Annotated in this window: 11 protein-coding genes; 1 reads left to right on the forward strand and 10 read right to left on the reverse strand. The window is 46.5% G+C overall.

Going from position 1 to position 14,326, the window contains the following annotated elements:
* Positions 1-28: 28 nt before the first annotated feature.
* From OCU49_RS11745 to trmJ, 7 genes are all read right to left on the reverse strand, one after another.
* A complete protein-coding gene (locus OCU49_RS11745) occupies positions 29-1,168 on the reverse strand; it encodes an HlyD family secretion protein (RefSeq protein ID WP_261845170.1) in 1,140 nt (379 codons plus the stop codon).
* A 2-nt stretch (positions 1,169-1,170) separates the two neighbouring features.
* Positions 1,171-1,533, reverse strand: coding sequence for a DUF3302 domain-containing protein (locus OCU49_RS11750; RefSeq protein WP_261845171.1), 363 nt, complete (start codon positions 1,531-1,533; stop codon positions 1,171-1,173).
* 26 nt (positions 1,534-1,559) lie between these two features.
* Positions 1,560-2,237 (reverse strand): DUF3313 domain-containing protein, encoded by a 678-nt coding sequence (locus OCU49_RS11755; protein ID WP_261845172.1) that lies wholly within the window; start codon positions 2,235-2,237, stop codon positions 1,560-1,562.
* Between the two features lie 294 nt (positions 2,238-2,531).
* Complete coding sequence (locus OCU49_RS11760) at positions 2,532-3,101, reverse strand: hypothetical protein (protein WP_261845173.1); 570 nt, start codon at positions 3,099-3,101, stop codon at positions 2,532-2,534.
* A gap of 166 nt (positions 3,102-3,267) precedes the next feature.
* On the reverse strand, positions 3,268-4,860 hold the full coding sequence (locus OCU49_RS11765; protein ID WP_261845174.1) for an isocitrate lyase: 1,593 nt from the start codon (positions 4,858-4,860) through the stop codon (positions 3,268-3,270).
* Between the two features lie 680 nt (positions 4,861-5,540).
* Complete coding sequence (locus tag OCU49_RS11770; RefSeq protein ID WP_261845175.1) at positions 5,541-6,701, reverse strand: cupin domain-containing protein; 1,161 nt, start codon at positions 6,699-6,701, stop codon at positions 5,541-5,543.
* On the reverse strand, positions 6,698-7,474 hold the full coding sequence (gene trmJ, locus OCU49_RS11775) for a tRNA (cytosine(32)/uridine(32)-2'-O)-methyltransferase TrmJ (RefSeq protein WP_261845176.1): 777 nt from the start codon (positions 7,472-7,474) through the stop codon (positions 6,698-6,700). The genes OCU49_RS11770 and trmJ overlap by 4 nt, the downstream gene beginning before the upstream one ends.
* Positions 7,475-7,726: 252 nt before the next feature.
* On the opposite strand from trmJ, the gene OCU49_RS11780 reads away from it, so the two are divergent.
* Positions 7,727-8,677 (forward strand): hypothetical protein, encoded by a 951-nt coding sequence (locus tag OCU49_RS11780; RefSeq protein ID WP_261845177.1) that lies wholly within the window; start codon positions 7,727-7,729, stop codon positions 8,675-8,677.
* A 173-nt stretch (positions 8,678-8,850) separates the two neighbouring features.
* Here OCU49_RS11780 and OCU49_RS11785 read toward each other — a convergent pair whose 3' ends face one another.
* From OCU49_RS11785 to OCU49_RS11795, 3 genes are all read right to left on the reverse strand, one after another.
* Positions 8,851-10,452, reverse strand: a complete 1,602-nt coding sequence (locus tag OCU49_RS11785) for a methyl-accepting chemotaxis protein (protein ID WP_261845178.1) — start codon at positions 10,450-10,452, stop codon at positions 8,851-8,853.
* Positions 10,453-10,467: 15 nt separating this feature from the next.
* Positions 10,468-11,481, reverse strand: coding sequence for a cytochrome-c peroxidase (locus tag OCU49_RS11790; protein ID WP_261845179.1), 1,014 nt, complete (start codon positions 11,479-11,481; stop codon positions 10,468-10,470).
* A gap of 398 nt (positions 11,482-11,879) precedes the next feature.
* Positions 11,880-14,108 (reverse strand): NADP-dependent isocitrate dehydrogenase, encoded by a 2,229-nt coding sequence (locus OCU49_RS11795; RefSeq protein ID WP_261845180.1) that lies wholly within the window; start codon positions 14,106-14,108, stop codon positions 11,880-11,882.
* Positions 14,109-14,326: the final 218 nt, after the last annotated feature.

Below are 14,326 nucleotides of genomic sequence, written 5' to 3' on the forward strand. Positions count from 1 at the left end.
TTTTATATATGACGATAAATGATGTAGCTTACTTCACCGGGAATACATAGTTTAACCAGCCAAGCATTCGCAACAGTACTTTACGCATGACTGCCACATGGGTGAACTGATCAGAATATATAACCATTTTACCCTGTACACCTAAAGGCAGTTGATACTGCTCAAGATCTTCCTCAGTTACTTTGATTAGTGCGATTGCACGTCCATGTCTGCTGATCTGATTAGCTGAAAGCAATTGGCCGGAAGCCTGATACTGACCTTCACTCATCGCCGGTAACACACTTATTACCTCTCCTTTGAATACGTGGCCTGGTACAGCGTCCAAAATCATTTCTGTTTCAAAGCCAGGTTTCATCATACCCAGAGAGTTTTGCCAAAAGCTGCCGGCAAATACCCGTTCCTGCTTAGGTATGAACACCATGGCGGGGCTTAGTGGCAGAGGAACAGCCATGATACCGGGTTTAAGGGCGATTTGAGTTGCTATGCCATCAGAAGGGGCGCGTACGACAGTACGTTCCAGATCATAACGGGCTGACTCAAGTTTTTTCTGCAGTTCAACTACCTGGGTATTTACACCGTCGATATTTGATTCGTGAGCAAAGGTAACCCGTTGCAAGTCTGCCTGTGCTGCGTCTGCGTTGGCCTGTGCAGCCAGATACATTTGCCGGCTGTCATCAACAGTTTGCCTTGCGAAGGCAGCAGCATTGTTTTTGCTTCCCTTACGGTAGCGGTTATACGCTGTACGGGTTCGGTCCCTTTCAGCAAGTGCCTGTTTTACCTTGGCCTGTGCAAACTCCAGTTGAGAGCCAAGCTGCATCGCACTTTGCTTAGCTTCCATTAGTGTAGCTTCAAGTTCATCTACTTTTAGCTGGTAAGGCTTCGGATCGATGGTAAAGAGAATATCACCCTGTTTAAGCGGAATGTTTGGCTTTACCTCGACTGTCTGAACTATGCCTTTAACAGGCGGTACCACAGGCACAACAGCATAGACTTCTTTACTGAACTTACCGTACGGGTGGTTAAAGTTCATGAGCAGAATCATGGTGCCTAGCAGGGCTATGCCGCCAAGAATGGCAGTCGGTACGCTCCATTTATTAAGTGGGATTCTGAATAGCTTGAAGATCAGCACACAGAAGCCGGAATATATCAGGATAATTAACAGATCCATATTCAGCGCTCCTGTTGTTGGCTATCAAGTTTCTGCAGTTGTTCCTGCAGCTGGTTAACCTGTTGTTGCAAGCTTGCTAAATCGTCTGTCTTATCATCAGTGACATTGCCGTTGGCATCACTTACATGGTGTTTAAACCCCCAGCCACGGTCCTCACGGTAAAGGGTTGACCAGATCCACAGAAACGGCCACAGCACATGTAGAGTGAACAGGCTGACCCAGCCTGCCACATGAATTGCATCCTGATGGGGATGGTTGCGGTGTACGGCTATTTCGTAGGGTATGTCGTGAATAACGATCACGGCATAGAAAACGAAAATACCGACAAAAAAGATCAGAAACAGCGCTACGTAATCTAGAAACATAATTATCTCCTCGCTATTGTCCAATATTACTTGTGGGCCAGATCCCAGTTTTTACGGAAGCGTTTTACCCAGTAGTCCAGTGTTGAGTCCAACGACTTAACATCTGAAGAGCCTGTTTTAACGGTGGTTTCATCGCCGCTACGCTGATCCACCATCGCGATGAGGCGATCTCCGTTAACAGAGTCATAGCCTTCTGCTTCCAGGCTGGCTTCGTAGAAGATTTCTTCCTGGTCCTGAATATTATTAGCAAGATTCTGACCCGCACTGATTAACAGGGCTATAGGGATGTAGCCCAGTGCACCGCGTTCAGGAGATTTTTTTTGTAAGCCGGTCAGCGCCATACGTACCACCAGAACATTTTTGCCGGCGGTGTCTACGATAGGGTATTGAGGTTCAAATGCAGCTTTAAATTTGCTTTCAAGCTGAGAGGTTATATATGCCAGTTCCTGCGGGTTTATGCCCTGGTATTCAGATTTATTTGAATACCATACTTCAATTGGAAGAAGCATTATTTTGTCGTATTTCTTAAGAATTTTGATATCAGTGTTCTGATTCAGGTAAACCTTTGCACCGTCACTCCAGTCGCGGTCTTCGAAACCTTCGTAGTTGCCAAGAAATCCAGAGCCTTTTACTGCAGCGGTCTGGCAACCGGAGAGCAGTAGAGAGGCGAGAAGAACTGAAATAGCTACATTAATTTTATTCATGAACAATCCCTATGTTGTGCAAATTATTAATAACAGTATAGGAAGAGAAATTAAGGAAGATCAGTAATTTATGAAATAAATAACCAGAATGGTATATGAATGAGATGTGATTACGCGCGCGGCTATGACAATCCGGTTTTATTAAGCCAGACGCTTAAAAGCAGAAAAGGCAGATGTGATCTGCCTTTTTAAAATACTTATATGAATGGAAGGGGACATAGATTTCGATAAATGTACCTGCCGCAGGTCCTGAAGGTCAGGTTTACAGGCTGTTATGTACAAATCGAAACATAGTTACGCCTGGTCCGATACCGTACTCAGGTATGTTGCATCAATATCTGCATCATAATATGCCATACCCAATTTGTTCAGGTAGTCCATGCGGTCTGCTTTCATAAGATCAATCTCGGGAACATTAACACCAGTACGTTCGCAAATGGCTGCTAAATACGCCATGTAGTGTTCACCTTCTTCAACCATTAGCAGGCTGGCTGCACCAACATCAGGTCTAACCTGGCTGTTAAGGTTATCAGGTAGCGTAATCGCCAGTACTATTGGTTGTTCTTCACCTTCTATACGGGTGCCACGTTCGCGAACAGTTTGTTGCGCCCAATAAAATGCCAGCTCTTTACTTTGGGTAAGAAATACCGGCTCGACTGACTCAGTATAGGTGTTACCAATAGTGGCCATGGTCTTTTTTGCCGCGGCTTTCATCATCCGGTCGCCAGAGCGCATTAATCCCTGTTCGTTAATTGAATCGACCAGCGCAGAAGACGTCCCGTGGTACCAGACATTACTGGTAGCAAAGCCTTTGTCGGTTAACAGGTCTTGGGCATCTTGAAGAAAAGAAGGAGTATCAGTCATATTCGAAATCACTTAATCAGTTTGCAGTACAAAGCAGATTGAATTTTAACGTAAAATGCTTAGGGCAGGGCAAAAAAAAGGCGACGTTTCAATGAAGCGTCGCCTTTATGTTTTAAGGTTGATCCGCACCCCGGGTGGCAGGGTGCTTCTCTAAGTCTGTTCTGAATTAGAACTGGTTAGAGGTGTTCTTAGCGCCGCCAGCTTTCAGAGCGTTCTCACCAGCGTAGTATTCTTTGTGATCGTCGCCCATATCGGAACCAGCCATGTTTTGGTGCTTAACACATGCGATGCCCTGACGGATCTCTTTACGCTGTACGCCAGCAACATAACCCAGCATACCTGCATCACCGAAGTACTCTTTAGCCAGGTTATCAACGGACAGTGCAGTCGTGTGGTAAGTCGGCAGAGTGATCAGGTGGTGGAATACGTTCGCTTCACGAGCTGTATCAGCCTGGAAAGTCTTGATGCGAGCATCAGCAGTTGCAGACAGTTCAGTCTCATCGTATTCAGCTGACATCAGGTTAGCACGATCGTATGCAGATACGTCTTCACCAGCTTCAACCTTCGCATCGAAAACTTGCTGACGGAAGTTCAGCGTCCAGTTGAAAGAAGGAGAGTTGTTGTAAACCAGTTTTGCATCTGGGTGTACTTTACGAACGTCATCCATCATGCCCTTGATTTCGTGGACAGTTGGTACTGCAGTTTCGATCCACAGCAGGTCAGCGCCAGCATTCAGTGCTTCGATACAATCGAATACGCAACGCTCGTGGCCAGTGCCCTGACGGAACTGGTACAAACCAGAAGGCAGACGCTTTGGACGAACCAGCTTGCCATCACGGTTGAAGCATACGTCGCCTTCAGCCATGTCAGCTACGTCGATTTCTTCAACATCCAGGTAAGAGTTGTATACGTCACCCTGATCGCCTGGCTCTTTAACAACAGCGATTTCTTTAGTCAGACCAGCACCTTCAGAGTCAGTACGGGCAACGATCAGGCCGTCATCTACACCCAGCTCCAGGAAAGCGTAACGCAGTGCGCGCAGCTTGTTGTGGAAGTCAGCGTGAGGAACAGTAACTTTACCGTCCTGGTGACCACATTGCTTCTCATCAGCAACCTGGTTTTCGATCTGCAGGCAACAAGCGCCAGCTTCGATCATTTGCTTAGCCATCAGGTAAGTCGCTTCAGCGTTACCGAAACCAGCATCGATGTCTGCAACGATTGGTACTACGTGAGTTTCGTGGTTGTCGATAGCAGCCTGTACTTCAGCTTCTTTAGCGGCATCACCAGCTTCACGTGCTTTGTCCAGCTCACGGAACAGACCACCCAGTTCACGTGCATCAGCCTGACGCAGGAAGGTGTACAGTTCTTTAACCAGGCTAGCTACAGAAGTTTTCTCGTGCATAGACTGATCTGGCAGAGGGCCGAAATCAGAACGCAGAGCTGCAACCATCCAGCCAGACAGGTACAGGTAACGACGTTCAGTTGTACCGAAATGCTTCTTAATAGAGATCAGCTTCTGCTGACCTACGAAACCGTGCCAGCAACCCAGAGACTGAGTGTATTTGGTCTTATCTTTGTCGAATTCTGCCATGTCGCGACGCATGATAGCCGCAGTATATTTAGCAACGTCCAGGCCAGTCTTAAATTTGTTCTGTGCACGCATACGTGCTGCTGATTCAGGATTAATTGCATCCCATGGGCTGCCAGCAACTTCTTTTGCAGCTGCAACTGCTGCGATGTTTTCTTGATATGTAGACATGACCAAACCTTCTTTTTTTATAGCTAAAGTTTGAATAAGTCCCCGTTTCACCAGTGTTACAGCCTCTCATGTAACACCAGTGAAACGTTGACTAGCACTCGATTCAGGACGCCACTATGGGGGAGGACGGAGGCTTTGGTCAAAGGGTTTTTGTGCAGAGCAATATAGCTGTAAATATACTACAAACAGTGGTTTACAAGCCTTGGTAAAAAAACTACAGACTATTCTTCTGGCTATTATTGTTAAAAGTCCCGTTTAATCAGGGCTTAGCTGCTGATCAGTTTATGATCAGCTACTTTGGTGTAATAAGATTGAGCTAGTTTTAGACGTTAATTACAAGAATATTAAATGTGTTTTTTATTCCAAAATTTTATAAAGGTTTTCTCACTACATTTTTAGAAAACCATAAAAACTGTCGACAGAAATGAAAAAGTGTTTTACATCAAAACTACGTTTTGAAGAGCAAATAGGCAGTATTTAGGAAAAATGACCCATTAATTACCATTATATTAAATATTAGCTGCATTTTAGTTATAAGGATTGTAGACAATCTTAAGTGTTTTTAAGTGATTTATGAGTATTGAAACAGTGATTGTTGACAACTGTTTGAGGAAACAAAAAAGCCTGCAGGTCTGCAGGCTTGTAGAAGAGATGTTTTTTATGCGGTGTAACTACAAAGGTTATTCTGCGAGATAAATGCAGCCCCGGTTGTACAGGCTGACCAGAAGCTCAAGTTGTTCCTGTGCCCATTCACCCTGATTGATAATCAGATTAGGGGTCTGGCACATTAGCTTAGCCAGTTGAACACTGCCGCCTTTACATTCATATGACTGTCCATCGACAAAGAGTAGTACCTGGTCATCATTTTGCTCAACGAAAGATACCCGGCTTCCTTCATTACGCACGAAAGCCAGTTCACCCTGAGCTAAGGCATCTGCCAGTTGGTCAGCGTCGATCTGATCTTCAGGGCTTTGATCAAGCTCAGGATACTTAGGGTCGGTGACATATTCGCCAAACCAGGTCGCCAGCTTAGTGTCGTCATTAAGAAACTGATTAAACACATCCCGGACTTTATCCAGTGCCAACGCAGGAATTTCACCCGGATGTTCCTGCAGTTGTAAATCCGGATCGGCATAGCGGGATTCAGATGTTAGTTGCTCGCCAACGTAGTCCGTGAATCCGCGCAGTATTTCAGCCTGCGATGGCGCGCGAAAACCAACAGAGTAGGTCATGCAGTCATCAGTAACGGCTGTTCCGTTATGGCCAACCTGTGGTGGTACATATAACATATCACCCGGTTCAAGCACCCAGGTTTGTTCCGGTTTCCAGTCTGGGATAATCATCACAGGCGTATCATCTCTGCGTGGTGAATGCTGGTCGAAATGCCCGCCAACTTCCCAGCGGCGTTCGCCCTGGGTCTGAATCAGAAATACATCGTAATTGTCGTAATGAGGGCCAACACCACCACCGGCACTTGCGAAGCTGACCATCAGATCGTCATAACGCCAGTTAGGGATAAAACGAAACTGTTCGATCAGCTCACTGGCATCTGGTACCCAGTTGTCGACTGCTTGTACTAAAAGTGTCCAGTGACTATCCGGCAAGGCAGCAAAGGTCTGTTCGTCAAACGGGCCGTGTTTAAGTTCCCAGTTGTCGCTATCAGGTGAGGTAATAACCAGGCGGGCTTCAACATCTTCTTCACAGGCCAGCCCGGCCAGTTCGTCAGCATCAACTGGCGGTATCAGGCCTTTGAATGCACCCCGTACCAGCAGAGGTTTTTTTTGCCAGTATTCAGCAAGAAAAGTTTCGATCGAAATATCACCGAAAGGGGACTGGCTCATGATTTGACTCCATCATCTGTGCTGTTTTCACGGGGGTGATCTTTAGCTACTTTTTCAGCGCGCTCTGCAGTTTCATCAACTGAACGCAAAATGCCACGTAGCATATTGAGTTCAAGCTGTTCAGGACGGCTGCGGTTGAAATAGCGGATAAGCTTTTTCATTACCTTGCCTTCGTGTTGCGGGATAATGAACCGGGTTTTACGCAAGGCTGATTCAAGATGCTCGTAAAACAACTGCATCTCTTTATATAGAGGGTATTCAGTTTGTTCTTCTGGTTTAGCATTTTGTTGCTGGCTGGCTTGCCATATTTCGTAACACACTAATTGAATAGCTGCTGAAACATTCAAAACCGGATATTCCGGATTGGCCGGAATATAGACGTGGTAATTGCACTGTTCCAGTTCATGGTTATGCAGCCCCATCGTTTCACGGCCAAAGATAATAGCGACGTTACCGGTATTAGCTTCTGATACCACTTTTTCACCGCAGGTGCGGGCATCAAATATTGGTAAATCAAATGCCCGGTTACGGGCACTTGTGCCAATCACAAGCTGGCAATCTGAAATGGCTTCTTCAAGTGTGCCAACAACTGTTGCATTATCGAGTACATCTTTTGCACCTGCGGCGCGGGAGTCAGCTTCTTCGCTTGGATAAATGCGGGGTTCTACCAGATATAGCTGGCTCAGGCCCATGTTTTTCATGGCACGGGCTGCTGCACCTATGTTGCCAGGATGGAAGGTATTGATCAGTACGATACGAATGTTGTCGAGCACAGCTATGAATCTCCGAAATAATCACGAAACACGCCCGTCGGTCAGGCGACGCGTATTGTATTGCACTGACGGTGAGAAATATATCTGCGATTAGGGAGTCGGTGTCAGTGATTGATCTGGGGCAGTGGTAAATAATTGATACACTTGTATGAATTTGAAAGTTTGAGCCTTAAAATGTATGGCTATCAATCATTTACCATCTAATCAGATGGCTCCAGTTTATATCTGACAGATAGCTATTTCGGAGAAATTATGACCGCACAGACGCTGCTTCAGAGAATGAACCGTATCAAACAGGCGGTCCCTCTGCGAAGTGCGCTTTATCAGGTAATGAATGAATTACATGCCATGGCTAACAGTGATGCATATTCGGTAACTTTTACTGCTGCAAACAACCCTAATACTGTGCCGGTGTTTTCTGCTGCAGGTTATAGTGGCTATTCTGCTGATACAGGTAACAAGCTGATTGGTGCACATGTGACCTTTAAGGACGACTTGCCTAGTTTTGTGCATGAATTAACGCATGCCCGTTGCATTCAGTGTTATAAGTCGGAAGCCGTTAATTACGCTCAAAGCAGACCTAATACTGCCGCGATGACCTTTGGAATGGGGGCGATGCCAGGGGCACCAGCGCATACGGTTTCACTGGTTGCTGAAAGTATAATTGCGCGCAGAACTGCCTGGTACCGGCAAGATTACAAGCTTGTTCTCGAGGGTAACTTAACCCGTCTTAAAGCTATTGCTGAAACAGAAGATTACGAAGAAACCGAAAATAAGTTTATGACCCGTGTGCAGAAGCAACAATTGAAGGCGGCACCAACCAGTGTTGAGCAAATGAATGAGCAACAAACGCTTGCTCAGGAAATGCAGTACCAGGGTAGGGTTCAGAAAACCTTGAGAACATGGAAACCAGCTACGGAAAATCAGTTACGACTACGGACTGAAGCTGAGCGTAAGAAAAGCTGGATTCTGGAACGGATTAACTACGGCAAAAATGGCATGGGCGGCCTGGGTGATGTTCATTTCGAATACGATACTGTGGTTAATCAAATGCTGGTACAGATGCATGCCTGGGGCTTTGATGCCGAGAGCGATTTGTTTACTGCGGTATCTACCTTAGCGCAGGAAACCCATGAGCGCCGTATGAGTGCGATGGCGCCACCGCCAAATGCGATCCCAGGTCCGCGCTCAGTATTAACCTGATAGCTTTAACAGTTGATAAACCCCGCTTTAGGCGGGGTTTTCTGTTTTGATAAAGTAATAAGGTGCGACAGAGCAACCAGCTTGGAAGTTAACAGATATAAAGGACGGTCTCTTATTTCTGGTTCTGATAACGGGCACTTGTCATTAGTCATTAAAACAAACCGTACTGTAACTCAGAGTTTAAACTCAGCCATGTTACCAGCCACTTTAGATAAAGCTGTTTCAAGTTGCTCACGACCGCTCTGTAATGCATGGGTGACGCCTTCTGTCTGATCGGCAACCGTGCTGACATTTGTCATATGGTTATTGATTTCCTGCATGCTGGATCTTTGCTGTTCCGTTTCACTTGAGATCCCCAGGTTTATGCTTTCAATGCTGGCAGCATTTTCTGTCATGTTGTGTAACGCATCACTGACTGCCTGGCTTTTTGCGACGCATTCCAGTGCAAGCTGCTGCCCCTGATCCATCACTGTACGGGTGTTTTTGACGCCTTGCTGAATATTACAGACAGTCTGCTGGATATTCTCAGTAGACTGCCTGGTCTTCAGTGCCAGTGAGCGCACTTCATCGGCAACAACGGCAAAGCCACGACCAGCTTCACCAGCACGGGCAGCTTCAATTGCTGCGTTAAGTGCCAGTAGGTTGGTCTGGTCAGCGATGACTTCAATAACGGTTAACAATTCACTGATGGATTCACTGGCTGATTCCAGCGCTTGCGTACTGTTACTGGCATTGGCTACTTCATGCGCGAGCTGGCCGATACTGTCTGCAGAATCCTGTACTAATGTCAGACTGCTACGGGTTTCATAGTTGATCTTTACCGCCTGCTCTTTGGCTTCGAAGGAATGATCAGCTACTAATTCTACGGTCTGATGCATTTGATCAACAATATCTGCTGTATCCACTAAATGTTGCTTTTGTTGTTTAACGCCCAGACTGGTTTCTGCTGTTAAGCTGCCTACGTGCTGTAGCGTATTATTTGCCTGTTCAACAGAGTCGCGGGTTTCACTTACCAGTAAGTGTATGCGGGCAATAAAAATATCTACTTCACCGGCTAGCTGGCCAATCTCATCATTACGCTTGAATCCAAGTCGCTGTGTGAGGTCGCCTTTACCGTGAGCAAGATTTTTAACTGCACTTAGTAGTTCTGCCAGGGGCAGGGTAAGGCTGCGAGCAATCATAAACGCCAGAATGATGCCAATCAGGCTGCTGAGTCCGAGAATAATATTATTTACATACTGAACCTGCCGGGTATGGGTAATGGTATGCTTTTTGTGCTCGCTGGCGGCATAAAGGCTGTTATCAACCAGTTTTTGTAATTCATCACCTAATTGCATGTCGAGTGTGTTTAACGTGCGTTGATCGGTTAACAGTCGCTGCTGCTGACCTCCTATACGTTGCAGGTTGAGTCGATACCATTGAGCAGCTGCCTGACTCAGCTGCGTTGTATCACCCTGAACCATCAGAGCGGAGGTTGCTGTGATCGCATTGCTGAGCTGTTGCTTGAAAGTTTCCTGATAACTAAGTAATTGCCGTTCTGCTGCAGTTGCATCGTTAAATTCGATGCGTGCCAGTTGCCGGTTAACCAGATCCCGACTGTTACGGAAGGTATCCCAGGCAGCACGGCTCTGATCTACCGCTGTTAATGGATATTCAAATGCCGCTACTGCGGTATTACTGAGCAGGCCCAGTTGATAGCTTTGATAAGCACCCAGGCCGCTGAACAGACTGATTAGTAAGCCAAAGCCCAACCATAATTTCTGTTTAATACTCATATCTTGGTTCTCCGGTCAGAATGGCAGAATTGGCAGGCTGACGGGCTGGTCATCACCGGTCAGGCTTTCAAGGAAGCTGCGCAAATCCTGCATTTGCTGAGCAGTCATTGGGCGTACTTTGATTTTGTCTGATCGGCTTGCTCTTGGTATGCCACCGGCAATGTAGTGAACGATGACCTGATCCAGAGTAGTCATACTGCCGTCGTGCATATAAGGTGCGCGTTGTTGTATGTTTCTTAGTCCGGGAGTTTTAAAGGCCTTAAGATCTTTATCATTGCCAGTTACTGTTTTACGCCCTTCATCAGTGGAGGCGAGACCAATGTCGTAAAATTTGTTATCGCTGAAGTTCCAGCCTGAATGGCAATCACTGCAACCAGCACCATTGTTAAAGAATTCGAAACCGCGTTTGGCTGATTCAGTGATTGCCTGCTCATCTCCGGTTACCCAGCGATCAAAAGGGGCTGTGCCTGACACCAGAGTACGCTCATAAGTAGCGATGGCTTTCATTACGCTGTTGCTGCTAATGCCTGAGTCGGGAAATACACGACGGAACATGTCCTGATATGCCTGGACCTTACTCAGACGTTCAACAACTTCTGCCATGCTGATGTTCATTTCATTCGCTGATTCAACTGGTCCTCTTACCTGTTCTTCGAGGGTTTCACTACGTCCATCCCAAAAGAAGCTGTCTCCCCAGGCCATATTGAGAATTGTCGGGGAGTGACGGTCGAGGAATTTACCTTGTCCACCAAAAGCGCCGGGCACACCATCTTCCCAGCCAAGGGACGGATTGTGGCAGGTAGCACAGGTCATATTAAAATTCTTACTCAGACGTTGATCAAAAAACAGCATTTTACCGAGTTGTGCTTTTTCAGCGCTGTAAAGATTGTCAGCAGGGAACGGAATGCTCTCTGGCCGTTGATACTGAGCTTTAAGGGAATCGATTGATGTGTCTGCAGCGGCTACCTGCCCAGAGCTCAGCAAAACGGATGCTGTAAGAACGGCTCTGAATGTGGCGATATAGGACATTATTATGCTTTCTCCATGAACGAAACAGCTACAGCTTTGTGTGGTGTCCTTCCACAGCAGTCTGTAGTTATTACATGTTGTATTGCTGATTCGGCTGAGCCCGAATCTGTATTTGGTACCTCTCCCCAGAGTGCTTTCAGGTTAATAGGTTTTAGATTCTGAACAAGCGGCAAAGGTCTTAGTTTGGTGATGAATTAAGTGATTTTTAAGGCTTTAAGTTATTAATAAATAACAATTAATTTCTAAAAAAATCACAACTCAATTTTGACTGAACAGATCTGTTCATTGAGGGGTGCTGCAGGTTTGGTACGGGTAAATTGCAAGCAAAAAAATACCCCGCACTAAGGCGAGGTATTATCAGTTTCTAAATTCATTAAAACTGAATTCTGACAAGGCTATTAGCCGTTGGCACGGGCCAGGGCAGCGTTAAGTGTTGCGCTTGGGCGCATTACTTTCTTAACCATGTCACGATTGGCGTGGTAGTAGCCATCCAGTTCAGGTGCTGAACCCTGTACGGCCTTCAGTTCACCAATGATAGCGTCTTCACCGTTTGCAAGGTCTTCAGCCAGTTGCTTGAACTGAGCTGCCAGTTCAGCATCTTCAGTTTGATTTGCAACTGCCTGAGCCCAGTATTTACCCAGGTAGAAGTGGCTGCCGCGGTTATCCAGTTCACCTGTCTTACGAGAAGGTGACTTGTTGTTTTCCAGCAGTTCAATCGTTGCTTCATCCAGTGTCTTAGACAGCAGAGCAGCACGTGCGTTACCTTTCAGTCCCTGTTCTTCCAGAGATACTGAGATCGCCATGAACTCACCCAAGGAATCCCAACGCAGGTGGTTTTCTTCCTGAACTTGCTGCACGTGCTTAGGCGCAGAACCGCCTGCACCAGTTTCATACATACCGCCGCCTTTCAGCATAGGTACGATAGACAGCATCTTCGCAGACGTGCCAAGTTCCATGATAGGGAACAGGTCAGTCAGGTAATCACGTAATACGTTACCTGTTACAGAGATGGTGTCTTTACCGCGCAGCTGGCGTTCCATAGAGAAGCGAATCGCTTCATCATAAGACATGATGCGGATATCCAGACCTTCAGTGTCATGCTCTTTCAGGTAAGCTTCAACTTTAGCCGTCAGCTGTACGTCGTGAGCACGCTCAGGATCCAACCAGAAGACAGCAGGGGTGCCAGAGTTACGTGCACGGTTTACGCCCAGCTTAACCCAGTCACGTACTGGCTCGTCTTTGGTCTGGCAGGCACGCCAGATATCACCAACTTCAACTTCATGAGACATCAGTACGTTACCTGTAGCGTCAACTACACGCATGGTACCGTCTTGCTCAATTTCGAAAGTCTTATCGTGAGAACCGTATTCTTCTGCTTTCTTAGCCATCAGGCCAACGTTAGAAACAGTACCCATAGTCGTTGGGTCGAATGCGCCATGCGTCTTACAGAAATTAATCATTTCCTGATAGATGCGTGCATAGGTGCTTTCTGGCATAACAGCTTTAGTGTCTTTAGCCTTCCCATCAGGGCCCCACATCTTACCGGAGCTACGAATCATCGCCGGCATAGATGCATCAACAATTACGTCACTTGGTACGTGCAGGTTAGAAATACCTTTAACAGAATCAACCATCGCCAGTTCAGGACGGGATTCGTAGCATGCCTGGATGTCTTCTTCGATTTCTTCACGAACAGAGTTAGGCAGGCTGGCAATCTTTTCGTAAACACTGCCCAGGCCGTTGTTTGGGTTAACACCCAGCTTAGCAAACAGGTCGGCGTGCTTTTCGAACAGATCTTTATAGAAAACAGTTACCGCGTGACCAAATACGATAGGGTGGGAAACCTTCATCATGGTTGCTTTAACGTGCAGAGACCACATTACGTTAGTTTCTTTCGCATCGTTCAGCGACTTTTCAAAGAATTCACGCAGTGATTTACAGCACATGTACATGCTGTCCAGTACTTCACCTTTTTCCAGGCTCAGTTCTTTCTTCTGCTGTACTTCACCGTCTTTAGTTACGAACTCAATGCGTACGTTCTGAGCTTCATTAGACGTGATGGACTGTTCGCTGGAGAAGAAGTCTCCGCCACGCATGTGGTCAGCGTGAGTGCGTGAAGCCATGCTCCACTTACCCATAGAATGCGGGAATTTACGTGCGTATGCTTTTACAGCAGCAGGTGCGCGACGGTCAGAGTTACCTTCACGCAGAACAGGGTTTACTGCACTGCCCAGAATCTTAGAGTAACGCGTCTGAACATCTTTATCTGTATCGTTAGTTGGTGCTTCCGGGTAATCAGGGATGTCGTAGCCCTGACCCTGTAATTCAGCAATACATGCTTTTAACTGAGGAATTGAAGCACTGATGTTAGGAAGCTTAATGATATTGGCATCCGGGTCCTGAGTCAGTTTGCCCAGGAACGACAGGCCATCAACAACTTTCTGATCTTCACTCAGGTTATCGGGGAACGCAGACAGTACACGACCAGCAAGAGAGATATCGCTGATTTTGACATCGATGTCAGCAGCAGAGGTGAATGTTCTGATAATAGGGAGCAGAGAACAGGTCGCCAATGATGGTGCTTCGTCGGTCAGGGTGTAGTACATCGTTTGTTTATTGGTTGTCATTTTATCCCCTTTTGTTTCGACAGGTAGACGGTGGTTTATTATAGGAAACTACGAAGACGTGATTTCGCATCTCCCTAAGCGGGTGTCGCACCACCGAATGATTTTAACGCGGAGGCGATTATACGTTAAAAAACTACTAAAATTGAAGCGGAGCCGTGAACAGATCGGGGAATTTTCGGCTAAAGTAGCAGTACAATGTAGTTTTACTACTCCAAAGG

Origin of the sequence: Aliamphritea ceti, assembly GCF_024347215.1 — a bacterium.
GTDB lineage: Bacteria > Pseudomonadota > Gammaproteobacteria > Pseudomonadales > Balneatricaceae > Amphritea > Amphritea ceti.